Origin of the sequence: Roseateles saccharophilus, from assembly GCF_004342485.1 — a bacterium.
GTDB lineage: Bacteria > Pseudomonadota > Gammaproteobacteria > Burkholderiales > Burkholderiaceae_C > Pelomonas > Pelomonas saccharophila.
In genome coordinates, this window is record NZ_SMBU01000003.1 from 230,911 (window position 1) to 252,944 (window position 22,034).

Here is a 22,034-nt window from a genome sequence, read left to right on the forward strand (position 1 = left end):
CGGCTGGGACAATCGGGGGATGCATTCCCCCGATTCCATCGCCGTCATCGGCGGCGGCCCCGCCGGCCTGATGGCCGCCGAGGTGCTGGCCGCCGCCGGCCACACCGTCACCGTCTACGACGCCAAGCCCAGCGTCGGCCGCAAGTTCCTGCTGGCCGGCAAGGGCGGCCTCAACCTGACCCACTCCGAGCCCTTCGAGCCCTTCCTCGGCCGCTTCGGTTCGCGCGCCGCGCAGTTGGCGCCGCTGCTGCGCGGCTTCGATGCGGACGCGCTCCGCGAATGGGCCGCGGGCCTCGGCATCGAAACCTTCGTCGGCACCTCGGGCCGCGTCTTCCCCAAGGACCTGAAGGCCGCGCCGCTGCTGCGCGCCTGGCTGCACCGGCTGCGCGCGGCCGGCGTGAAGTTCGCGATGCGCCACCGCTGGACAGGCTGGGCCGAGGACGGCGCGCTGCGCTTTGAAACCCCCGACGGCGGCGAACGCCGCATGCAGGCCCGCGCCACGCTGCTGGCCCTGGGTGGCGCGTCCTGGCCCCAGCTGGGCTCGGACGGCGCCTGGGCGCCCTGGCTGGCCGAACGCGGCGTCGGCATCGCGCCGCTGCAGGCCGCCAACTGCGGCTTCGACGTCGGTGCGACGGCGGCCCATGCCGACGGCCCCGGCTGGAGCGAGCGCTTCGCCCGCGAGTTTGCCGGCCAGCCCATCAAGCCGGTGGCCCTTGCGACCGATGGCTTCGCCTACCGCGCTGGCGAGTTCGTCGTCACCGCCAGCGGCATCGAGGGCTCGCTGGTCTACGCCGCCAGCAGCGCGCTGCGCGAGCAGATTGCCCGCAAGGGCTCGGCCACGCTCTATCTGGACCTGCTGCCCCAGCTGACGCCCGAGCGCGTGCTGGCCGAGGTGCGCCACCCGCGCGGCAGCCGCTCGCTGTCCTCGCATCTGAAGAGCCGCCTGCACCTGAACGCGCTGAAGCTCGGCCTGCTGCACGAGCTGCTGACGCGCGAACAAATGCTGGAGCCCGCCACGCTGGCCGGTGCGCTGAAGGCGCTCAAGCTCACGCTGCACGCGCCCCGCCCCGTGGCCGAGGCGATCAGCACGGCCGGCGGCGTGCGCTTCGAGGCGCTGACCGACGACCTGATGCTGCAGGCCCTGCCCGGCGTGTTCTGCGCCGGCGAGATGCTGGACTGGGAGGCCCCGACCGGCGGCTATCTGCTGACGGCCAGCTTCGCCAGCGGCCGCGCGGCGGCGCAGGGGCTAGCCCGCTGGCTGGCCGGCCATCCGCCCCCTGACTGGAGGGGCGAGCTGCCCCCGATCCGCCGAGTCACGGTGACGTCACCTCGGCTCCAGACACTCGCGTGAGCCTGCGACAGGCCCTCCTTCACCGAGCCCACCAACGGAGCCATTCAAATGATCTCGTCACGCTTTCGGCTGCTGGTTGCAGCCCTGGCCGCAGCGGTGAGCGCCGGTGCCGCGCAAGCCCAGAACACCACACCGGTGCTGTTCAGCTTCTCGACCGTCGGCGACTCGCGCCAGGACCCGATCACCTACGACCAGGCGAGCGTGGGCGCCACGCTCAGCGGCCAGGACGCGATCTGGCTGCAGAACACCAAGGCCTTTGCCCGCATCCTGCGCACCATCCAGGCGCAGAAGTCGACCATGCTGTTCTTCAACGGCGACATGATCAACGGCTACGGCTGGAACGCGCTGGGCTACACCTCGGACTTCGTCGCCAACAAGATCAGCGGCCCGACGACGCCGGCCAGCACCGCGGACGTCGTCAACTCCGACCTGCTCAAGGCCTATCAGCAGTACGCCTTCTGGCGCGGCCTGGTGGCGCCGGTCATGGAAACCGGCACCTACGTTTTCCCGGTGCCAGGCAACCATGAGACGGTCTGCAAGTTCTGCCCGGCCAACAGCGACAAGCAGAAGGTCGCCAAGGTCGAGAACGAACAGGCCTATGCCGCCAACATGGGCGACCTGATCCTCGACAACAGCCGCTTCAGCACGCTGCTGGGCACGCTGCCGCAGAGCTTCAACCCCGGCCCGGCGGCCGGCAGCAGCCCGGACGGCCTGACGACCGACCAGAGCAAGCTGTCCTACAGCTTCGACTACAAGGGCTTCCATTTCGTCGTCATCAACACCGACCCGGTCGGCGCCGAAACCTCGGCCCCCACCAACTGGCTGGCGGCCGACCTGGCCGCCGCCAAGGCCCGCGGCGCGAAGAAGCTCTTCGTCTTCGGCCACAAGCCGGCCTACAACTACAACTACCAAAAAACCGGCGTCGCCAGCAGTTCGTCGCTGGACGCGACGGCGGCGACCACCGTCAAGCGCGACGCGTTCTGGACCGTCATCGAGCAATACGGCGCCACCTATTTCAGCGGCCACGAGCATGTCTACAACATCTCCCAGCCCAAGGGCGGCGCCTACCAGGTGATCGTGGGCTCGGGCGGCTCGCCGTTCGACGACAAGGCCAGCGTGCCAGGCGCCAACCCGCTGACCGACCGCAGCTACGCCTGGGCCACGGTGCGCGTGCATCAGGACGGCGGCGTCGACATCCTCGGCTACGGCTTCGACGAGCACTTCGGCCCGACGCAGCTGTACCAGCAGATCTACCTGCCCTGAAGCCCCGCTTGGAGCGCATGAACATGACGACGACGAACCTTCGCCTCGCACTCGCCACGGCGGCGCTGCTGTCCACGGCCGCGGCCCAGGCCGTGACCGTGGTGGACACGGGCACCCCCAGCAACCAGCCGCCGTTCGGCTACGCACTCGACGCGGTCGACTACGTGGCCGGCGAGGTCGACTTCGCCAACGCAACCCAGGTCGCCTCGGTGGCGGCCCACATCCTGGGCGGCACGGCCGGCGACAGCTTCACGGTGGCGCTGTATGCGGACAGCGGCGCGCACGCGCCCACCGGATCGGCCCTGTACACGGCCACGGCCAGCTACACGGCGGACGGCTGGAACGGCGTGTCGGGCCTGAACTGGGCCGTCTCGACGGGCGCCTACTGGGTGGCCCTCGAAATCGGCGCGAACGACACGCTGAGTTCCGGCTTCGAGAACGTCGTGCTCGACCATGGCGCCCCCAAGCCGCTGGCCTTTACCGCGGCCGCATCCGGCAGCGGCTACAGCACGACCGCCAGCCCGATGAGCTTCGGCCTGCAGGTCACCGCCGTCCCCGAGCCCTCCTCCTGCCTGCTGATGCTGGCGGGCCTGGCCGGCGTGGGCGGCCTCTCTCGCCGTCAGCGGGCCTGATACCTCGGCTGCCCTCGCACAGCCCGGCCGGCCACGGCCGGGCCTTTTTCGTTCTCTATGGCGGCGTCCGCGTCGCCGCTTGCCAGGACATCACCGTGGCGCACACCAGGCCAGATCCATCCAGGCCCCGCCGGCTTCGTGGCGCCGTCTTCTGCATCGCCGCCGCCATGGCCCTGCTGCCGCAGGCCCTGGTGCTCGCCTGCGGCGATGCCGTCGAGCCCACCGGCACCGACACCCACTTCCCGCTCGTCTATGGGGACAGGCCCAGCGTGGCGCAGCTGACCGAGCTGGGGCGGCAGATGTTCTCGGATGCCGGCCTGTCGGCCTCGGGCCGGCAATCCTGCGCCAGCTGCCACGACCCCAAGGCGGCCTACGGCCCGCCAAACCATCTGCTCGTTCAGCCCGGCGGGCCGGCCATGAACCGTTTCGGATTTCGCAACACGCCGTCGCTGCGCTATCTGCATGCGCCCATCGCCTTCACCGAGCACTTCTACGAGGTCGAGGTAACAGGTGGCAAGGACGACCAGGGCCCCACGGGCGGGCGGACCTGGGACGGCCGCGCCGACACCGGCCATGACCAGGCGCTGATGCCGCTGCTGGACGCCAATGAGATGGCCAACGCCAGCAAGGAGGAGATCGCCGCCCGGCTGGCCCGCGCGCCCTACGCCAAGGCCTTTGCCGCGGCCGTCTCGCCACCGGGCGAGAACGTCTTCGACGACCCGGAATCGGCCGTGCTGTGGATGACCGTCGCGATCGAGAACTTCGAGCAGTCGCGGGCCGACTTCCATCCCTTCTCGAGCAAGTTCGACGCCTATCTGCGCGACCAGGCCCGGCTGACGCCGACCGAGCTGCGCGGCCTCGCCCTGTTCAACGACGTGAAGAAGGGCAATTGCGCCAGCTGCCACCCCAGCCTGCACAAGAACGCCGGCGCGCGCTTCCCGATGTTCACCGACCTCGGTCACGTGGCCCTGGCCGTGCCACGCAACCGCAGCCTGGCCGTCAACAACGACCCCGGCTTCTTCGACCTGGGCCTGTGCGGCCCGCTGAGAACCGACCTGAAGGACAGGCCGGAATACTGCGGCCTGTTCCGCACCCCGACGCTGAGGAACGTGGCCCTGCGCCACCACTACTTCCACAACGGCGCCTTCGGCTCGCTGCGCGAGGTCGTGGAGTTCTACGCCACCCGAGACACCAACCCGGACAGGTGGTACCCCAAGGGCCCGGGCGGCAAGCTGCAGCGCTACGACGACCTGCCTCGCAAGTACTGGGGCAATGTGAACATCGACGCCCCGTTCAAGCCCCTGCCCGACGGCAGGCCGCGCCTGAGCCCGCGGGACATCGACGACATCGTCGCCTTCCTCGGCACCTTGTCCGATGGCTATGTGCCGCAGGCGGCCACTTCGGCCCGTACACGGCTTGCCGGCAAGCCCTAAGGCCCGCCCGCACCACCCAGCTGGCCCTCCAGCTGGCCGACATCCCGGCCCAGCTCGGCGAGATAGCGGTCGCGCTCCTCGCTGCGCCACTCGGCGTCCGAGAAGCCCTTGGTGGCATAGCTGCCGCTCTGGTAGGCCACGCCCTCGCGCCGCGCCGGCAGGGTGCGGTCGGGGAACCCGCAGGAACTCCGGCGCGCGAACGCCGTCAGCACCACGACATGCGGCGCCCGGAGCGCAACACCTAGACTGCCGGTTTCCTGCCTCTGCTTCCTTCCCTCCCCATCCCGATGCGCCGGCGCGAATTCCTGCTCACCCCCGGCCTGGCCGCGCCCGGCCTGGGCCTGCAGGCCCAGCCGGCGTCGCGGCCGCTGCGGGTCGTCATCGGCGCGGAGAACGACTGGTTTCCCTATTCGGGCGAGAGCCTCGGCCGCGCCGAGGGCATGACGGTGGACCTGGTGGCGGCGGCCTTCGCCGCGGTCGGCGTCGAGGCGCGCTTCGACGTGCTGCCCTATGCCCGCTGCATGGCCCTGGCCAAGGTCGGCCAGTTGGTGGCCTGCTTCAACACGACGCGCACCGAGCTGATCGAGGCCGACTACCTGTGGCCGGCCAAGCCGATGTTCGAGGAGCGTTTCCTCATCTATGCGCGCCAGGACGGCGTCCCGGCCCGGCCCGCGCTGGGCGTGCGCGACCTCGAGGGCCAGCCGGTCGCCGTCACGCGCGGCTACGAGTACGGCAGCGAGTTCGACGCCAACCCGCGCATCGAGCGCCTCGTCACCAGCCACGACGAGAACAACTTCCGGCTCGTGCTGCGCGGCCGCGCCCGCTACACGCTGGCGCCCGACATCAATGCGCGGCTGCTGTTCCAGCGTTTTCCCGAGCTGGCGGGCCAGTTCAAGGTCGTCGGCGGGCTGAGCCTGTTCGGCATCTACACGGCCTTTTCGCGCCACCATCCCGAGTCGGCACAGACGCTGGCGGCCTTCGACGAGGGCATGCGCATCATCGGCGCCAACGGCGTGGCCAAGGCCATCCAGGAGCGCTGGCGCCAGCGGGCCGGCGGCCGCTGACGCCCCCTGGCAAAATCGCCGGCTTTTTGCTGCGTTGTCAGGCCCCGTTTTGGACAAGTTGATCGTTTCCCAGATCGCCGCCGAGCTCAAGGTTCGGCCCGCCCAGGTGCAGGCTGCCGTCGAGCTGCTGGACGGCGGGGCCACCGTGCCCTTCATCGCCCGCTACCGCAAGGAGGCCACCGACGGCCTCGACGACATCCAGCTGCGCGAGCTGGATGCCCGCCTGGCCTATCTGCGCGAGCTCAGCGGACGCCGCGAGGCCGTGCTCAAGAGCATTGCCGAGCAGGGCAAGCTCACAATCGAGCTGGAGACGGCCATCCGCACCGCGCCGACCAAGCAGGAGCTGGAAGACCTCTACCTGCCCTACAAGCCCAAGCGCCGCACCAAGGGCATGATTGCCCGCGAGGCTGGCCTGGAGCCGCTGGCCGACCAGCTCTTCGCCGATCCAGCCCTGGTGCCGATGGACGAGGCCGCGAAGTTCATCAACGCCGAGGGCGGCTTTGCCGACGCCTTCGCCGTGCTGGACGGCGTGCGCGACCTGCTCAGCGAGCGCTGGGCCGAGGACGCCGTCCTCGTGGGCAAGCTGCGCGAATGGCTGTGGGCCGAGGGCCTGTTCCAGAGCAAGCTGATGGACGGCAAGAACGGCGAGCTGCCGGACAACGCCAAGTTCCGCGACTACTTCGACTACGCCGAACCCATCCGCACCGTGCCCTCGCACCGGGCCCTCGCCGTCTTCCGCGGCCGCACGCAGGAGCTCTTGGACGCCAAACTGGCGCTCGATGAAGAGCCCGTGGCCGGCAAGCCCGGCCTCGCCGAGGGCCGCATCGCGAGCCACCTCGGCTGGCGCCACGCCAATCGCCCGGCCGACGAGCTGATCCGCAAGACCGTGGGCTGGACCTGGAAGGTCAAACTCTCGCTGAGCCTGGAGCGCGACCTGTTCGCCCGCCTGCGTGAGTCCGCCGAGGCCACGGCCATCAAGGTCTTCGCCGAGAACCTGCGCGACCTGCTGCTGGCCGCACCGGCCGGCAAGCGCGTCGTCATGGGGCTGGACCCGGGCATCCGCACCGGCGTGAAGGTGGCCGTGGTGAGCGACACCGGCCGCGTGCTGGACACGTCCACCGTCTACCCGCACGAACCGCGCCGCGACTGGGATGGCAGCCTGCACACGCTGGCCAAGCTCTGCGCGACGCACGGCGTCAACCTGATCGCCATCGGCAACGGCACGGCCAGCCGCGAGACCGACAAGCTGGCGGGCGAGCTGATCAAGAAGCTGCAACAGCTCGACGCGAACGTGAAGATCGAGCGTGTCGTGGTCAGCGAGGCCGGCGCCTCGGTCTACTCGGCCTCCGAGTTCGCGTCCAAGGAGCTGCCCGACCTCGACGTGTCGCTGCGCGGTGCCGTGTCGATTGCCCGCCGCTTGCAGGATCCGCTGGCCGAGCTGGTCAAGATCGACCCCAAGAGCATCGGCGTCGGCCAGTACCAGCACGACGTCAACCAGACCGAGATGGCCCGCGCACTGGACGCGGTCGTCGAGGACTGCGTGAACAAGGTGGGCGTGGACCTGAACACCGCATCGAGCGCGCTGCTCGCCCGCGTGTCCGGCCTGTCGGCTTCGGTCGCCAGCAGCATCGTGCGCTGGCGCGACGCCAACGGCGCGTTCAGGAACCGCCAGCAGTTGCTGGACGTGGCGGGCCTGGGCCCCAAAACCTTCGAGCAGTCGGCCGGCTTCCTGCGCATCCGCGGCGGAGACAACCCGCTGGATTTCAGCGGCGTCCACCCCGAGACCTATCCCATCGTCGAACGCGCGCTGGCCCAGCTGAAACGCGGCGCCGACGAGATCATCGGCCGCAGCGAGGTGCTGCGCGCGCTCAAGCCCGAGCTGCTGGCCGACGAGAAGTTCGGCCTCATCACCGTGAAGGACGTGCTGGCCGAGCTGGAGAAGCCTGGCCGCGACCCGCGCCCGGACTTCAAGGTGGCCCGCTTCAACGACGGCGTCGAGGACGTGAAGGACCTGCAGCCCGGCATGCTGCTCGAAGGCACGGTCAGCAACGTCGCGCAGTTCGGCGCCTTCGTGGACCTGGGTGTGCACCAGGATGGCCTCATCCACGTCAGCCAGCTGAGCAACAAGTTCGTCAACGATGCGCGCGAAGTGGTCAAGACCGGCGACATCGTCAAGGTCAAGGTGCTGGAGGTCGACCTGGCCCGCCAGCGCATTTCCCTGACGATGAAGCTGGACGCCCAGGCCCCGCGCGGGCCGAAGCAGGACAACGCCTTCCGGCCGGCGGCCCGCAACGAGCGCCAGGGCGGTGGTGGCTCGCGCGACGCCCAGCCCGCGGGCGGCAACGCGATGGCCGCGGCCTTCGCCAAGCTCAAGCGCTGACCTTCGTCATCCGAGGTCGGCGCTGTCATCATCGCGCCCCGCCGGCCGTCGCGAGATGGCCGGCGCTCGCATTGCGCCGCCCAGGCGCGCGCCACCGCCCCCTCGGAGTCCCCCGCTTGAAATCCCCCGCCCTCGCGTCGCTGCTGCTGCTTTGCCCTGCCTTGGTCCTGGCGCAGCAGGAAGTCGACCGCGCCGCGAACAACTCGCCTTCGCCCGGCAACCAGCAGCTCGAACGCGTGTCGGTGACGCGCCAGCAGACCGACACCGACCTGCGCCGCCGTGAGCCCGTGGCCAAGCAGCTCTACGGCCGCGAAGAGCTGGACAAGTACGGCGACACCCAACTCTCCGACGTGCTCAAGCGCCTGCCCGGCATCAATGTCTCGGGCGGCCAGCTGCGCATGCGCGGCCTGGGCGGCGCCTACACGCAGATCCTCGTCAACGGCGAACCGGCGCCGCCGGGATTCAGCCTCGACAACCTCAACCCCGCCCAGGTGGAACGCCTGGAGGTCAGCAAGGCACCCACGGCCGACCAGAGCGCCCAGGCCATCGCCGGCACGCTGAACATCATCCTGAAGGACGCGCCGCGCGTCGTGCAGAAGGATCTGCGCGTCGGCGTCGCCTATGCGAACGAGAAGCCCGTCGTCAACGCCGGCTTCACCTATGGCGACCGCGTCGTCGGAGGCCTGGGCTTCGTGCTGCCGATCTCGCTCTATCAGTGGCATTACAGGAGCGATGCCGACGGCGAACGCCTTGGCCGCGACGCCGGCGGCCAGCCCCAGCACCTGGCCAACACGGGGTTTGACCGTGGCTTCGGCCGCGGAATCAACCTCTCGCCGCGCCTGAACTGGAAGATGGCCGACGACGAGACGCTGACCCTGCAGGGCTTCTTCGTCGACAACCGCTTCCACAACGAGGGCGGGAACACGACGACCGTGCTGCTCGGCAGCGCGCCGAGCAGCGTGCTGGACACGACGCGCAACCAGGGGACCTTCGCGGCCCAGCGCGTCAACCTGCAATACAACAACCGCTTCAACGAGGACCGGCGCGTCGAGCTGCGCGCCGGTGCGGGTTCGGGCGGCGCCGACTTCGACTACAACTTCTTCGGCCGCGACAAGGACGGCAACCCGACGGTCACCCGCGAAACCACGGGCAGGAACCGCAACCACAACGCGACGCTGTCCGGCAAATACAGCCAGTACGCCGGCGAGGCCCACACCCTCGCTGCCGGCGGCGAGCTGGAGCGCAAGGTGCGCGACGAGAACCGCCGCACCGTCGAGAACGGCCACGACCTGCTGCCCGGCATCGAGGGCCAGCCTTTCGACGCGACCATCACGCGCAGCGCCGTGTTCGCCCAGGACGAATGGGAGATCAACCCCCAGTGGTCGGCCTATTTCGGCGTGCGCCACGAGCAGATCAAGACCGACAGCAAGGGCAGCCAGGACGGCGTCGGCAGCAGCGACTTCTCCAGCATCAGCAAGGTCACGACGCCGGTGCTGCACCTGAACTTCAAGCCCGACCCCAAGGGCCGCGACCTCGTGCGCGCCAGCCTGACGCGCAGCTACAAGGCGCCCGATGTGCAGCAGCTCATCAACCGCCCGACCATCAACACCAGCTACCCGGTCAGCGGCCCCAACACACAGACCGCGCCCGACCGCGTCGGCAACCCCATGCTGAAGCCCGAGCTGGCGACCGGCCTGGACGTCGCCTACGAAAGCTATCTGCCGGCCGGCGGCCTGGTTTCGGTCGGCGTCTTCCATCGCCGCATCACGGGCCTGATGCGCAACAGCCTGGCGCTGGAGACGGTGGCCTGGTCCACGCAGCAGCGCTGGGTGTCCAAGCCCATCAACCTCAGCAAGGCCACGACCGATGGGCTGGAGCTGGAGGTCAAGGGCCGCGCGGGCGAACTCTTCCCCAGCCTGTTCGAGCCGACCACGGCACTGAGCCTGCGCGCCTCGCTGAACCTCTACCGCTCCAAGGTCGCGGACATCCCCGGCCCCGACAACCGCCTGGAAGGCCAGCAGCCCTGGCAGTTCAACTTCGGCGCCGATTACCGGCTCAAGAGCCTGCCACTGAGCATGGGCTTCAGCGCCCAGATCGCACCCAGGTTCGACGTGACCCAGAGCGCACTGCAGAGCCAGCAGACCCTGGCCAGCCGCTCGCTCGACGCCTTCGGGGCCTGGCAGCTCGGCAGGCAGGACAGCCTGCGCCTGAGTGCCAACGGCCTGCTCCAGCCCAAGCAGGGCACCCTGGTCGCCATCACCGGCCTGGCGGACTTCAACCTGAACGAGCGCAAGCCCGTGCCCTGGTGGGCGCTGAACTGGGAACACAAGTTCTGAGGGGCGCTGCCCTCGACGCCGTCCCGGCCGCGTCACTCCGCGCGGCCGCCCTCGGCTATCTTGTCGGGCGATGACTTCCGCTGCCCTTCAAGTATTTGCCGGCCCCGCCGCCAGGGCGCGCCTGGCCGAACGCGGCCTGCGCGCCGAGGATGTCGGCCTGATTCCCGCCGCCGCCGGCGGCCCCAAGGGGCTGATCCTCAACGGCCTGGACCGCCACGTCTTCGGCGACTGGCTGCCGCAGAGCCGCCAGACCGTCCACCTCGTCGGCGCCAGCATCGGCGCCTGGCGCATGGCCACGGCCGCGCTGGCCCACCGGGACGTCGCCGCCGCCTTCGACACGATGGCCGAGGCCTATGTGACGCAGGAATACGACGTGCTGCCGGGCGAGAAGCGCCCGCGGCCCGAGGGCGTCAGCCGGCGCTTCGGCGAGATCCTCGGCGGGATCTTCCAGGGCCGAGAGTCGGAAGTGCTGGCCCATCCGCGGCTGCGCCTGCATGTCGTCACGTCGCGCGGACGCGCCGGCCTGCTGGCGCGCGAAGGCCGGCTGCGCACGCCGCTGGGCTACCTCGGCGCCTTCGCGGCCAACGCGCTGTCGCGCCCGCTGCTGGGCCGCTTTCTGGAGCGCGTCGTCTTCTCCGACCCGCGCGACCGCCTGCCGCTGAAGCTGAACGACTTCACGAGCCGCGAGGTGCATCTGTCGCGCGCCAATCTGCGCGGCGCGCTGCTGGCGAGCTGCTCCATCCCGTTCTGGCTGCAGGCCCAGCACGACCTGCCCGGCGCGCCGCGCGGTGCCTACTGGGACGGCGGCATCACCGACTACCACCTGCATCTGGACTACCGCGCGCTGCAGGCCTCGGGCGCGCCGCTGGTGCTCTATCCCCATTTCCAGCGCCAGGTCGTGCCGGGCTGGCTGGACAAGGCGCTGAAGCATCGCCACCGCTCGACCGCCTTCCTCGACAACGTCGTGCTGCTGTGCCCGTCGCCGGATTGGATCGGCAAGCTGCCTGGCGCCAAGCTGCCCGACCGCAACGATTTCATGGCGCTGGACGCGGGCGAGCGCCGCCGCCGCTGGCGTGTCGGCGTGGCCGAGAGCCAGCGCCTGGCGGACGAGTTCGACGCCCTCGTGCGCCGCGAACGGATCGAAGCGCTGCCGCTCTGAGCAGCTACCGACTGTTGCAGTCACCCAGTCAACCGACAGCGGGCGACCGAACGTTACAGCGGCAGCCGTCCCCTTGCCGGACGGAGGACCTCCCCTCATGAAACTCCGCCATCGCCCCCTGTTGCGCTCTGCCGCCCTCGTCACGCTGGGCAGCGCCCTGCTGGCGGGCTGTGTCGTCGCACCGGTGCACCGCGCCCCCCCGCCCGCCTACAGCCCGCCGCCGGTCGGCTATGCCGAGCCGGCGCCTGGCGGCTACTACGGCGGCAACGAGTCCGGTTACGGCGGCCGCTATGCCGATGTCCGCTATGGCACCGTGGCTGCCATCGAACCGCTCGGCAACCAGCCTCGCAGTTCCGGCGCCGGCGCCATTGCAGGCGGCCTGATCGGCGGCGTGATCGGCCACGAGATCGGCCGCGACATGGGCGGCCCGCGCGGTGACGGTGGCAAGGTGGGCGCCGTGCTCGGTGCCGTCGGCGGTGCGGTCATCGGCGACCAGATCGAGCGCGACGGCAGCCGGGGTCCGGCGGGCTACCGGGTCTGGATACGCCTGGACGGCGGTGGCGACCAGAACCTGCAGCTCGCCAACCCGGGTGATCTTCGCGTTGGCGAACGGGTGCGCCTCGCCGACGGGCAGTTGCAGCGCCTGCGCTGACTGGCCCTAGAATTGCCGCTCCCTCCCCTCACAAGAGCGAGAAAGGCACCCTGGTTATGACACCGCGAACTACGACCACCACCTTCACCGGTAAATAGTCGGCCGCGGCACGTCACGTCTTCTCGCCTTCGGGCAATAAACAAGCGCGGCACCTGGCCGCGCTTTTTGTTTTCTGCCCCTGAACGGAGCACCCATGATTTCGATTCAACTCCCCGACGGCTCGCGCCGTGAGTACCCCGCCCCGCTGTCGGTCGGCGATGTCGCCGCCAGCATCGGCGCCGGCCTGGCGAAGGCCGCACTGGGCGGCAAGGTGGACGGCAAGGTCGTCGACCTGAGCTACGTCATCGACAAGGACGCCAGCCTCGCCATCGTCACCGACAAGGACGCCGACGGCCTGGAGCTGATCCGCCACTCGACGGCCCACCTGCTGGCCTATGCGGTCAAGTCGCTCTACCCGGAAGCTCAGGTCACCATCGGCCCGGTCATCGAGAACGGCTTCTATTACGACTTCGCCTACAAGCGCCCCTTCACGCCCGAGGACCTGGCCGCCATCGAGGCCAAGATGACCGAGCTGGCAAAGAAGGACGAGAAGGTCGTGCGCCGCGTGCTGCCGCGCGACGCGGCCGTGGCCCACTTCAAGGCCATGGGCGAGGCCTACAAGGCCGAGATCATCGAGAGCATCCCGGCCGACCAGGATGTGTCGCTGTACGCCGAAGGCGCCTTCGAGGACCTCTGCCGCGGGCCCCACGTGCCCAGCACGGGCAAGCTCAAGCACTTCAAGCTGATGAAGGTGGCCGGCGCCTACTGGCGCGGCGACCATCGCAACGAGCAGCTGCAGCGCATCTACGGCACGGCCTGGGCCACGAAGGACGACCTGCAGAAGTACCTGACGATGCTGGAGGAAGCCGAGAAGCGCGACCACCGCAGGCTAGGAAAGGAATTGGACCTCTTCCACATCGACGAGCACGCCCCCGGCGTCGTCTTCTGGCACCCCAAGGGCTGGACGGTCTGGCAGGAGGTGGAGCAGTACATGCGCCGCGTCTACCGCGACAACGGCTACCAGGAGGTCAAGGGCCCGCAGCTGCTCGACAAGACGCTGTGGGAAGCCACGGGCCACTGGGACAAGTACCGCGAGAACATGTTCACGACGGAGTCCGAGAAGCGCGACTACGCGCTCAAGCCGATGAACTGCCCCGGCCACATCCTGATCTTCAAGCAGGGCGTGAAGAGCTACCGCGACCTGCCGCTGCGCTTCGGCGAGTTCGGCCAGTGCCATCGCAACGAGCCGACCGGCGGCCTGCACGGCATCATGCGCGTGCGCGGCTTCACGCAGGACGACGGCCACATCTTCTGCACGGAAGACCAGATCCAGGGCGAGGTCACGGCCTTCACGGCCCTGCTGCAGAAGGTCTACAAGGATTTCGGCTTCACGGACATCATCTACAAGCTGTCCACCCGCCCCGAGAAGCGCATCGGCAGCGAGGAGAGCTGGGACAAGGCCGAGCACGCGCTGGCCGAAGGTCTGCGCGCGTCCGGCTGCGAGTTCACCTACCTGCCGGGCGAAGGCGCCTTCTACGGCCCCAAGATCGAATACACGCTGAAGGACGCCCTCGGCCGCGAGTGGCAATGCGGCACCATCCAGGTCGACCCCAACATGCCGGAGCGGCTGGACGCGGCCTTCGTGGACGAAGACGGCGAGCACAAGCGCCCGCTGATGCTGCACCGCGCCATCGTCGGCAGCCTGGAGCGTTTCATCGGCATCCTGATCGAGCAACACGCCGGCGCCCTGCCCGTCTGGCTGGCGCCGACGCAGGTCGTCGTGGCCAATATCACCGATTCCCAGGCCGATTACGTTGCGGAAATTGTGAAATCGCTGCAAAAACAAGGGCTTAGGGCCTCAGCCGATTTGCGCAACGAGAAGATCACCTATAAAATCCGCCAGCATTCCATGCAAAAGCTGCCGTACATCCTCGTCGTAGGCGACAAGGAAAAGGCGAATGGCAGCGTTGCGGTCCGCGCCCGTGGCAACCAGGATCTGGGCGTGATGCCCCTGCAGGACTTCCTCGATCGGATCTCCGCAGACATCACCAACAAGGTCTGAAACGCCACCCGGGCGCGCTTCTGTTTTTTGTGGCCCCTCGCCTTGGGCCGTTGAAAGGTCCACACCATCGCTACGTTTGCCGACCGTCGTGCGATTCCGGAGCGCAAGCACCGGTTGAACCGCGAAATCATGGCTCCCGAAGTCCGTCTGAACGGCCCCGAGAACGAACCCATCGGAATCGTCAGCATCCAGGAGGCCCTGCGAATGGCGGGCGACATGGATGTGGACCTGGTCGAGATCTCCGCCACCGCCAATCCGCCGGTCTGCCGGCTGATGGACTACGGCAAGTTCAAATACCAGGAGCAAAAGCGCGCCGCCGAAGCCAAGGCCAAGCAGAAGATCATCGAAATCAAGGAAGTCAAATTCCGCCCGGGCACGGACGAAGGCGACTACCAGATCAAGATGCGCAACCTGCGTCGCTTCATCGCCGAAGACGGCGACAAGGGCAAGGTCACGCTGCGCTACCGGGGCCGCGAGATCACCCACCAGGATATCGGCATGCGATTGCTGGAGCGGATCCGCGACGAACTGGCCGACGTGGCAGTGGTCGAGAACATGCCGAAGCTCGAAGGTCGGCAGATGATCATGGTCCTGGCGCCGAAAAAGCGCTGAGACCGAAACGAGTTCAACCGGTCGGTTTGGTCGCTGGCCGGTTCACAAGTCTCCTGAGGCCAACAAGCGTGACGGGCTCTTTCGTCACCGCCCCAGGGACACACTTAAAAGGAGCATTCACATGCCCAAGATGAAGACCAAGAGCAGCGCGAAAAAGCGTTTTCGCGTTCGTCCGGGTGGCACCGTCAAGCGCGGTCAGGCGTTCAAGCGCCACATCCTGACCAAGAAGACCACGAAGAACAAGCGTCAGCTTCGCGGCGCCGTGACCGTGCACGAGACCAACATGGGCCACATGGCTCAGATGTTGCCTTTCGCCGGCCTGTAATCCACCAAGACTAGAAGGAGAAACATATGCCTCGCGTCAAACGTGGTGTTACCGCTCGCGCCCGTCACAAGAAGGTCCTGGCCCTCGCCAAGGGCTTCCGCGGTCGTCGTAAGAACGTCTTCCGCATCGCCAAACAGGCGGTGATGAAGGCGGGCCAATACGCCTACCGTGACCGCCGCACCAAGAAGCGCGTGTTCCGTCAGCTGTGGATCGCCCGTATCAACGCCGCCTCGCGTGGCCTGGGCCTGTCCTACAGCAAGTTCGTGGCGGGTCTGAAGAAGGCCCAGATCGAGATCGACCGCAAGGTTCTCGCCGATCTGGCCGTCAACGACCCGGCTGGTTTTGCCAGCATCTTCGCCAAGGTGAAGGCCGCGCTCGCCTGATTGCGACCCGCTCCGGCTCACGTCGGAGCACGCAAACTTTCGGGGCCGGTCACTGCGTGACCGGCCCTTTTTGTCTTCGACGCAAGGGCTGCACCCTTGTCATCCCGAATTCCGAATGTCTGATCTCGACGCTCTTCTTGAAGCGGCACGCAGCGACTTTGCCGCCGCGCCCACGCCGGCCGAACTCGAAAACGCCAAGGCCCGTTTCCTCGGCAAGTCCGGCCGTGTGACCGAACTGATGAAGGGCCTGGGCGCCCTCAGCATCGAGGAAAAGAAGACCCGCGGCGCCGAGATCAACCAGCTGAAAGTCGGCATCGAAGCCGCCCTCACTGCACGCCGCGATGCGCTCGCCGCCGCCGAGCTGGAGAAACAGCTCAAGGCCGAGGCGCTGGACGTGACGCTGCCCGGCCGCCAGCGCGGCACCGCCGGCCTGCATCCGATCACGCGCGCGATGGAGCGCATCGAGGCCATCTTCAGCTCGATGGGCTTCGACGTGGCCGACGGCCCCGAGATCGAGACCGACTGGTACAGCTTCTCGGCGCTGAACAACCCCGAGAACCACCCAGCCCGCTCCATGCAGGACACCTTCTACGTCGACATGAAGGACGAGAACGGTGCCTGGCTGAACCTGCGCCCGCACACCAGCCCGATGCAGATTCGCTACGCGCAGGCCCATGCCAAGCGCTATGCCGGCCAGGAGCACATGCCCGAGATCCGCGTCATCGCGCCGGGCCGCACCTACCGCGTCGACAGCGACGCGACCCACTCGCCGATGTTCCACCAGGTCGAAGGCCTGTGGGTGGGCGAGAACATCTCGTTCAAGGACCTGAAGGCGGTCTACCTGAACTTCATCACCGCCTTCTTCGAGACCGACCAGCTGCAGCTGCGCTTCCGCCCCAGCTACTTCCCGTTCACCGAGCCCAGCGCCGAGATCGACATCATGTTCGAGAGCGGCCCGCTGAAGGGCCGCTGGCTGGAAGTCTCCGGCTCCGGCCAGGTGCACCCGCAGGTCATCCGCAACATGGGCCTGGACCCGGAGCGCTACATCGGCTTCGCGTTCGGCTCCGGCATCGACCGCCTGGCCATGCTGCGCTACGGCGTCAACGACCTGCGCGCCTTCTTCGACGGCGACCTCCGCTTCCTGGCTCAGTTCCGCTGAGCCATCGAAGTTTCAGGCAGTTCAAGTAATTCAGAAGAACCATGCAATTCCCCGAGTCCTGGCTGCGCGAGTTCTGCAATCCGCCGCTGTCCACCGAGAAACTGGCCGAACTCCTGACCATGTCTGGCATGGAGGTCGAAGAGCTGCGCCCCGTCGCGCCGCCCTTCCACGGCATCGTCGTCGCCGAAATCCTCGAAGCCGAGCAGCACCCCAACGCCGACAAGCTGCGCGTCTGCAAGGTCAACGCCGGCGGTGCGGAGCCGCTGCAGATCGTCTGCGGCGCGCCCAATGCCCGCGCCGGCATCAAGGTGCCGCTGGCCACTGTCGGCGCCGAACTGCCCCCCGGTGAAGACGGCAAGGCCTTCAAGATCGGCGTGGGCAAGCTGCGCGGCGTCGAGAGCTTCGGCATGCTGTGCTCGGCCCGCGAGCTCAAGCTCAGCGAAGACCATGGCGGCCTGCTGGAGCTGGCTGCCGACGCCGTCATCGGCGAAGACATCCGCAAGCACCTGAACCTCGACGACACGCTGTTCACCCTGAAGCTGACGCCCAACCTGGGCCATGGCCTGAGCGTGTTCGGCATCGCCCGCGAGGTCGCCGCGCTGACCGGCGCGCCCCTGCTCAAGGCCGAGTTCCCGGCCGTGCAGCCTTCGCTCGACGACAAACTCCCCGTGCGCGTGGAAGCCACCGACCTGTGCGGCCGTTTCTCGGGCCGCATCGTCAAGGGCATAGACACGAAGGCTCAGACGCCGGCCTGGATGGTCCGGCGCCTGGAGCGCTGCGGCCAGCGCTCGGTGACGGCCCTGGTCGACATCTCCAACTACGTGATGTTCGAGTACGGCCGCCCGTCTCACATCTTCGACCTGGACAAGATCAGCGGCGAACTGGTCGTGCGCTGGGGCAAGGCCGGCGAGCAGCTCAAGCTGCTGAACGGCAACACCATCACCGTCGACGAGAAGGTCGGCGTCATCGCCGACGCGCGGGAAGTCGAGTCCCTAGCGGGCATCATGGGCGGCGACCACACCGCCGTGTCCGACGACACGCGCAACGTCTACGTCGAAGCCGCCTTCTGGTGGCCCGAGGCCGTCATGGGCCGCGGCCGTCGCTACAACTTCTCGACCGATGCCGGCCACCGCTTCGAGCGCGGCGTCGACCCATCGCAAACCGTCGAGCACATCGAGCGCATCACGCAGCTCATCGTCGACATCTGCGGCACGGCCGACACCCAGGTCGGCGCTATGGACGACCAGGTGCCCAACATACCGGTGCGCAAGCCCGTGGCGTTGCGCGTCGCCCGCGCCGCCAAGATCATCGGCATGCCGCTGACCCAGGCCCAGTGCGAAGGCGTATTCACACGCCTGGGCCTGCCCTTCTGCGCTGCTGACGGCGTGATCACGGTGACACCGCCGAGCTGGCGCTTCGACATCCAGATCGAGGAAGACCTCATCGAGGAAGTCATCCGCGTTCTGGGCTATCCGACGCTGCCGTCCACCGCACCACTGGCGCCCATCGTCGGTCGCGTGTGCTCGGAGTCGCGCCAGGCGACGCACGCACTGCGCCGCGCCGTTGCCGCGCGCGACTACTTCGAGACGATCAACTTCAGCTTCGTCGAGGAACGCTGGGAGCGCGAGCTGGCCGGCGTCGCCGATCCGATCAAGCTGCTCAATCCCATCGCCGCACCGCTGTCGGTGATGCGCACCAGCCTCATCGGCAGCCTCGTGCAGGTGCTGCGCCACAACCAGACCCGTCGTGCGACGCGCGTGCGCGTGTTCGAGCTGGGCCGTGTCTTCAAGCGCGATGCCGGCGTCGCCAACGGCCCGCTGAGCGTTGCCGGCATCGAACAGCCGCTGCGCCTGGGCGGCTTGGCCTGGGGTGCGGCCGATCAGCAGCAATGGAGCCAGCGTGACCGCGCCGTCGACTTCTTCGACGTGAAGGGCGACCTGGAAGCCCTGTTCGCGCCGCAGACGCTGAGCTTCGAAGCCGCCGAGCACCCCGCCCTGCATCCGGGCCGCAGCGCCCGCGTGAGCCTGAACGGCACCATCGTCGGCGTCGTCGGTGAACTGCACCCGCGCTGGCGCCAGGCCTACGAGATCAGCGGCGGCGCGCCCGTCGTCTTCGAGCTGGACCTCAACGCCGCGCTAGCTCGCACACTGCCGCAGGGCCAGCCGCTGCCGCGCCAGCAGGCCGTGCAGCGCGACCTGGCCCTGGTGGTAAAGGACAGCATCAGCCACGACGCGCTGATGGCCGCCATCACGGCCGCCGGCGGCGCGCTGTTGCGCTCGGCCCGGCTCTTCGACGTCTTCAAGCCCGCCGCCGGTGCCAGCACCGACCTGCAGGCCGACGAACGCAGCCTGGCCGTGCGCCTGGAACTGCTCGACGACGAAGCCACGTTGACCGACGAGCGCATCGATGCGGCCGTTGCCGCCATCGTTGCCGCCGTCAGCCAGCAGCTTGGCGGCCGCCTGCGCGGCTGACCGCAGAACGAGAAAAAACCATGGACGCCAACGACACCAAGAAGGACGCGGCCGCCGTCGTCATCGGCAGCCTCGAAACGCCCACGCTGACCAAGGCCGAACTCGCCGAACTGTTGTTCGACAAGCTGGGCCTGAACAAGCGCGAGTCCAAGGACATGGTCGAGGCCTTCTTCGACATCCTGCACGACAGCCTCGTCAAGGGCCAGGACGTGAAGCTATCGGGCTTCGGCAACTTCAACATCCGCCGCAAGGCGCCGCGCCCGGGGCGTAACCCGCGTACCGGCGAGTCCATCCCCATCAAGGCCCGGAACGTCGTGACTTTTCACGCCAGCCACAAACTCAAGGGGTTGGTGCAAGGCGATACGCCTGCCGGCGAAGACTTCGAGTAGAGTCTGCCTTCCCCTCGCGAACTCGTTGATTTGCAATGGAAAAGGCGCTTCCCGCCATCCCCGCCAAACGCTACTTCACCATCGGTGAGGTCAGTGAGCTGTGCGGCGTGAAGCCCTATGTGCTGCGCTACTGGGAGCAGGAGTTCACCCAGCTCAAGCCGATGAAGCGGCGCGGCAACCGGCGCTACTACCAACACCACGAGGTGCTGCTGATCCGCCGCATCCGCGACCTGCTCTACGACCAGGGCTTCACGATCAGCGGTGCACGCAATCAGCTGAGCGAAGGCCTGCCACCCGCCGCGGCGCAGAACTTCCGCGACGAGGCCGAAGCCGCGCAGGCACTGGAGGCCATGGACGACGACAGCGCACTTGACGCCGATGACGACCTCGACGTCCCGGCCGAGCTGCTGCGCACGCCGATAGGTCGCCCCGCGGCACCGCACACCCAGCCGCTGAAGGCGGCCGAGGCCTCAATCACGCTGCCCGTCCCGGCAGCTGGGAACATCACCTCGCTGGAACAGGTGCGCGCCGAACTGCTGGCGATCCGAGCCAGCCTCCTCTAAAAAAGCGCCCGAATTCGCCGGAAGGCTGGATTCCTGAGTTATAGTAGTGGGCTCAGTCGGGGCGTAGCGCAGCCTGGTAGCGCACTTGCATGGGGTGCAAGGGGTCGCGAGTTCGAATCCCGCCGTCCCGACCATTTTTTTCGTTATAGAACAACGGCTTAGCAGCTTCGGCAGCTAAGCCGTTGTTCTTTGCTCACCCGGTTTATCGCTTCATGGGGATACCCATGGGGATACCGAAAACGTGCTGTTGGTGAACTTCTTGGTACCTCATAGCACCGCAGCCGCTGCCCCGCCTCATTCCGCGGAACATTTCGGCAGCGTTCTGCCGCTGCGACCAGTTCGACCAGGCGTCCGCCGCAACTGCTCGTTTGGATCTGCATGCCGCCAGCACAGGAGGCCTCCGAGCCGTGTTGGATGTCAGAGCGGCTGCCCTCGAAGAACCGGGCAAGCCTTTGACCCAGCTGTCCTGAGCACTAGAAATCCCAACTGAAGGTTGAGGCTCCGTCCTTGTGGGTGACGATCACCCGAGCGCGCGTTGCCCTGCAGACCCAGTCCTGCATGTCGTAGGGTGGCGTCGTCCGCAGCGCACACGGACTGAGGACCGCTGCGCAATGCGTCCCAGGGCAGCGCACCGACTCGTAGCGAATCCACTCCACGCCATGGACGCGCGCTTCCGCGGCCACCGCCTGCGTTCCGCTGTAGTCTGCGCCGTGAGTCCACTGAGCCCGTCCGGCAACCCATGGCGCTTCCGTCAGGTCCATCGACCGGCCGTTGATTCGGGTCTGGAAAAGCGTGTGCAACGTCAGCAGTTCGCCGTCGTCCTTCGCCAGGTGTTATGACCGTCGCTGTCTGAGGCTTGCCAGGGCTTGATGTCCCAGGAACGTTGGGGGCGTTCGTGAGAACGCTGCCGCGGTCATCGCGGGACGGCGCGCAAACGAGATAGGCCGGTGCTTCGTTGTTATCGTGGGGTTACCAAGCACCACAACACAACCAAGACCGACCTATGCAGCGCATTGTAGGGAGCATCACCGAGCTCGCCCAGCACCTGATCGCCGTCGCCACGGACCCTGAGCAATACCGCCCGGCGGCGTGCCCGCGCTGCGGGCTGGCTCGCATGTGGCATCACGGTTGCTATTACCGCAAGGCCGATCGCAGCGCAGGCGGTGCGCTCAACCCGGTGGCGGTGCTGCGCTTCCTGTGCGCAGGCTGCGTGCGGACCTGCTCGCGGCTGCCGGCATGCATCGCGCCGTGGCGCTGGTATGACTGGGCGGTGCAGCAGGCGGTGTTGCTGCTGCTACTCAGCGGGGTATCGCTGCACGGCTGCGCACGCCGCAGTGGCTTGGATCGGCGCACCGTGCGGCGTTGGCGCGACTGGCTGCACGCGCGCGATGCTCAGTTCGCCTTCGTTCTACGTGGCCGCTGGCCCGAGCTGGGGCGCGTGTCCGAGTTCGACGCGTTCTGGCGCAACGTCATCGACGAGTTGTCGCTGCAGCAGGCCGCGGTTTGGCTCGACCGTGACTTGGTTGTCCCGTGATGCGCGGCTCCTGATCCAGCCTGACGCGCCGGCTCACCCGCCTGAGCAGGCACCCCACACACTGTGCCCTCTGGCGGGCAGGCCCGACAGCGGCTGTCATCGGCACTCCCCAACCCATGGAGTGCATGACGATGAAGGAAGTCGATCCCAAGGCGCTGTTCCGGCTGTCGGTGCTGGGCCCGCTGATCAGCCGCGAGCGGCTGGCGCGCGGCGAGCTGCAGCAGTTG

The 22,034-nt window shown here is 68.0% G+C and carries 20 protein-coding genes and 1 tRNA gene; 19 read left to right on the plus strand and 2 right to left on the minus strand.

Features of this window, described 5'->3' with window-relative positions; translation table 11 throughout:
* Positions 1–19: 19 nt before the first annotated feature.
* The 4 genes from EV671_RS04475 to EV671_RS04490 all read left to right on the plus strand — a co-directional run bounded on the left by EV671_RS04475 (position 20) and on the right by EV671_RS04490 (position 4,679).
* Positions 20–1,351: a BaiN/RdsA family NAD(P)/FAD-dependent oxidoreductase gene (locus EV671_RS04475; RefSeq protein ID WP_132570077.1), complete on the plus strand. Its 1,332-nt coding sequence runs from the start codon at positions 20–22 to the stop codon at positions 1,349–1,351.
* A gap of 48 nt (positions 1,352–1,399) precedes the next feature.
* Complete coding sequence (locus EV671_RS04480) at positions 1,400–2,614, plus strand: metallophosphoesterase family protein (protein WP_132570078.1); 1,215 nt, start codon at positions 1,400–1,402, stop codon at positions 2,612–2,614.
* A 23-nt stretch (positions 2,615–2,637) separates the two neighbouring features.
* The gene (locus tag EV671_RS04485) at positions 2,638–3,246 is read left to right on the plus strand and encodes a PEP-CTERM sorting domain-containing protein (protein ID WP_165917467.1); all 609 of its coding nucleotides are present in this window, start codon (positions 2,638–2,640) and stop codon (positions 3,244–3,246) included.
* Positions 3,247–3,413: 167 nt separating this feature from the next.
* Positions 3,414–4,679, plus strand: a complete 1,266-nt coding sequence (locus EV671_RS04490) for a cytochrome-c peroxidase (protein WP_132570080.1) — start codon at positions 3,414–3,416, stop codon at positions 4,677–4,679.
* Here EV671_RS04490 and EV671_RS04495 read toward each other — a convergent pair.
* A complete protein-coding gene (locus EV671_RS04495) occupies positions 4,676–4,891 on the minus strand; it encodes a hypothetical protein (protein WP_132570081.1) in 216 nt (71 codons plus the stop codon). The two genes, EV671_RS04490 and EV671_RS04495, sit on opposite strands and share 4 nt — an antisense overlap.
* Before the next feature lie 75 nt (positions 4,892–4,966).
* On the opposite strand from EV671_RS04495, the gene EV671_RS04500 reads away from it, so the two are divergent.
* The 14 genes from EV671_RS04500 (at position 4,967) to EV671_RS04565 (ending at position 20,407) form a co-directional block, all read left to right on the plus strand.
* The gene (locus EV671_RS04500; protein ID WP_132570082.1) at positions 4,967–5,743 is read left to right on the plus strand and encodes a substrate-binding periplasmic protein; all 777 of its coding nucleotides are present in this window, start codon (positions 4,967–4,969) and stop codon (positions 5,741–5,743) included.
* Positions 5,744–5,792: 49 nt separating this feature from the next.
* On the plus strand, positions 5,793–8,123 hold the full coding sequence (locus EV671_RS04505; RefSeq protein WP_132570083.1) for a Tex family protein: 2,331 nt from the start codon (positions 5,793–5,795) through the stop codon (positions 8,121–8,123).
* A gap of 116 nt (positions 8,124–8,239) precedes the next feature.
* Positions 8,240–10,459, plus strand: coding sequence for a TonB-dependent receptor plug domain-containing protein (locus EV671_RS04510; protein ID WP_165917468.1), 2,220 nt, complete (start codon positions 8,240–8,242; stop codon positions 10,457–10,459).
* A 70-nt stretch (positions 10,460–10,529) separates the two neighbouring features.
* Positions 10,530–11,618, plus strand: a complete 1,089-nt coding sequence (locus EV671_RS04515; protein ID WP_132570085.1) for a patatin-like phospholipase family protein — start codon at positions 10,530–10,532, stop codon at positions 11,616–11,618.
* 97 nt (positions 11,619–11,715) lie between these two features.
* Entirely contained in the window at positions 11,716–12,270 is a 555-nt protein-coding gene (locus EV671_RS04520; RefSeq protein ID WP_132570086.1) for a glycine zipper 2TM domain-containing protein, read from the plus strand.
* A gap of 193 nt (positions 12,271–12,463) precedes the next feature.
* Positions 12,464–14,371, plus strand: a complete 1,908-nt coding sequence (gene thrS / locus EV671_RS04525) for a threonine--tRNA ligase (RefSeq protein WP_132570087.1) — start codon at positions 12,464–12,466, stop codon at positions 14,369–14,371.
* Positions 14,372–14,437: 66 nt separating this feature from the next.
* Positions 14,438–14,983: a translation initiation factor IF-3 gene (infC, locus tag EV671_RS04530; protein WP_132570088.1), complete on the plus strand. Its 546-nt coding sequence runs from the start codon at positions 14,438–14,440 to the stop codon at positions 14,981–14,983.
* 121 nt (positions 14,984–15,104) lie between these two features.
* Positions 15,105–15,308, plus strand: coding sequence for a 50S ribosomal protein L35 (gene rpmI, locus EV671_RS04535; protein ID WP_132570089.1), 204 nt, complete (start codon positions 15,105–15,107; stop codon positions 15,306–15,308).
* A gap of 26 nt (positions 15,309–15,334) precedes the next feature.
* The gene (gene rplT, locus EV671_RS04540) at positions 15,335–15,691 is read left to right on the plus strand and encodes a 50S ribosomal protein L20 (RefSeq protein ID WP_025564000.1); all 357 of its coding nucleotides are present in this window, start codon (positions 15,335–15,337) and stop codon (positions 15,689–15,691) included.
* Positions 15,692–15,806: 115 nt separating this feature from the next.
* Positions 15,807–16,850 (plus strand): phenylalanine--tRNA ligase subunit alpha, encoded by a 1,044-nt coding sequence (gene pheS / locus EV671_RS04545; protein WP_132570090.1) that lies wholly within the window; start codon positions 15,807–15,809, stop codon positions 16,848–16,850.
* A gap of 41 nt (positions 16,851–16,891) precedes the next feature.
* A complete protein-coding gene (gene pheT / locus EV671_RS04550) occupies positions 16,892–19,321 on the plus strand; it encodes a phenylalanine--tRNA ligase subunit beta (RefSeq protein ID WP_132570091.1) in 2,430 nt (809 codons plus the stop codon).
* Between the two features lie 20 nt (positions 19,322–19,341).
* Positions 19,342–19,710 carry an integration host factor subunit alpha gene (locus EV671_RS04555; RefSeq protein WP_132570092.1) on the plus strand — a complete coding sequence of 123 codons (369 nt, stop codon included), beginning with the start codon at positions 19,342–19,344 and terminating at the stop codon, positions 19,708–19,710.
* 35 nt (positions 19,711–19,745) lie between these two features.
* Positions 19,746–20,273, plus strand: a complete 528-nt coding sequence (locus EV671_RS04560; protein WP_132570093.1) for a MerR family transcriptional regulator — start codon at positions 19,746–19,748, stop codon at positions 20,271–20,273.
* A 57-nt stretch (positions 20,274–20,330) separates the two neighbouring features.
* A tRNA-Pro gene (locus tag EV671_RS04565) sits at positions 20,331–20,407 on the plus strand.
* 339 nt (positions 20,408–20,746) lie between these two features.
* Here the strand turns inward: EV671_RS04565 and EV671_RS04570 are convergent.
* The gene (locus EV671_RS04570) at positions 20,747–21,073 is read right to left on the minus strand and encodes an RES family NAD+ phosphorylase (RefSeq protein ID WP_277592488.1); all 327 of its coding nucleotides are present in this window, start codon (positions 21,071–21,073) and stop codon (positions 20,747–20,749) included.
* 203 nt (positions 21,074–21,276) lie between these two features.
* Here EV671_RS04570 and EV671_RS04575 point away from each other — a divergent pair, with 203 nt between their 5' ends.
* Positions 21,277–21,807: a DUF6431 domain-containing protein gene (locus EV671_RS04575; protein ID WP_132570094.1), complete on the plus strand. Its 531-nt coding sequence runs from the start codon at positions 21,277–21,279 to the stop codon at positions 21,805–21,807.
* The last annotated feature ends 227 nt before the right edge of the window (positions 21,808–22,034 follow it).

What these genes read in the sequence shown, in the direction of transcription:
- EV671_RS04475 (WP_132570077.1), top strand. Translation starts at nt 20, where the DNA reads ATGCATTCCCCCGATTCCATCGCCGTCATCGGCGGCGGCCCCGCCGGC.
- EV671_RS04480 (WP_132570078.1), top strand. Translation starts at nt 1,400, where the DNA reads ATGATCTCGTCACGCTTTCGGCTGCTGGTTGCAGCCCTGGCCGCAGCG.
- EV671_RS04485 (WP_165917467.1), top strand. Translation starts at nt 2,638, where the DNA reads ATGACGACGACGAACCTTCGCCTCGCACTCGCCACGGCGGCGCTGCTG.
- EV671_RS04490 (WP_132570080.1), top strand. Translation starts at nt 3,414, where the DNA reads ATGGCCCTGCTGCCGCAGGCCCTGGTGCTCGCCTGCGGCGATGCCGTC.
- EV671_RS04500 (WP_132570082.1), top strand. Translation starts at nt 4,967, where the DNA reads ATGCGCCGGCGCGAATTCCTGCTCACCCCCGGCCTGGCCGCGCCCGGC.
- EV671_RS04515 (WP_132570085.1), top strand. Translation starts at nt 10,530, where the DNA reads ATGACTTCCGCTGCCCTTCAAGTATTTGCCGGCCCCGCCGCCAGGGCG.
- EV671_RS04520 (WP_132570086.1), top strand. Translation starts at nt 11,716, where the DNA reads ATGAAACTCCGCCATCGCCCCCTGTTGCGCTCTGCCGCCCTCGTCACG.
- thrS (WP_132570087.1), top strand. Translation starts at nt 12,464, where the DNA reads ATGATTTCGATTCAACTCCCCGACGGCTCGCGCCGTGAGTACCCCGCC.
- rpmI (WP_132570089.1), top strand. Translation starts at nt 15,105, where the DNA reads ATGCCCAAGATGAAGACCAAGAGCAGCGCGAAAAAGCGTTTTCGCGTT.
- rplT (WP_025564000.1), top strand. Translation starts at nt 15,335, where the DNA reads ATGCCTCGCGTCAAACGTGGTGTTACCGCTCGCGCCCGTCACAAGAAG.
- pheS (WP_132570090.1), top strand. Translation starts at nt 15,807, where the DNA reads ATGTCTGATCTCGACGCTCTTCTTGAAGCGGCACGCAGCGACTTTGCC.
- pheT (WP_132570091.1), top strand. Translation starts at nt 16,892, where the DNA reads ATGCAATTCCCCGAGTCCTGGCTGCGCGAGTTCTGCAATCCGCCGCTG.
- EV671_RS04555 (WP_132570092.1), top strand. Translation starts at nt 19,342, where the DNA reads ATGGACGCCAACGACACCAAGAAGGACGCGGCCGCCGTCGTCATCGGC.
- EV671_RS04560 (WP_132570093.1), top strand. Translation starts at nt 19,746, where the DNA reads ATGGAAAAGGCGCTTCCCGCCATCCCCGCCAAACGCTACTTCACCATC.
- EV671_RS04575 (WP_132570094.1), top strand. Translation starts at nt 21,277, where the DNA reads ATGCAGCGCATTGTAGGGAGCATCACCGAGCTCGCCCAGCACCTGATC.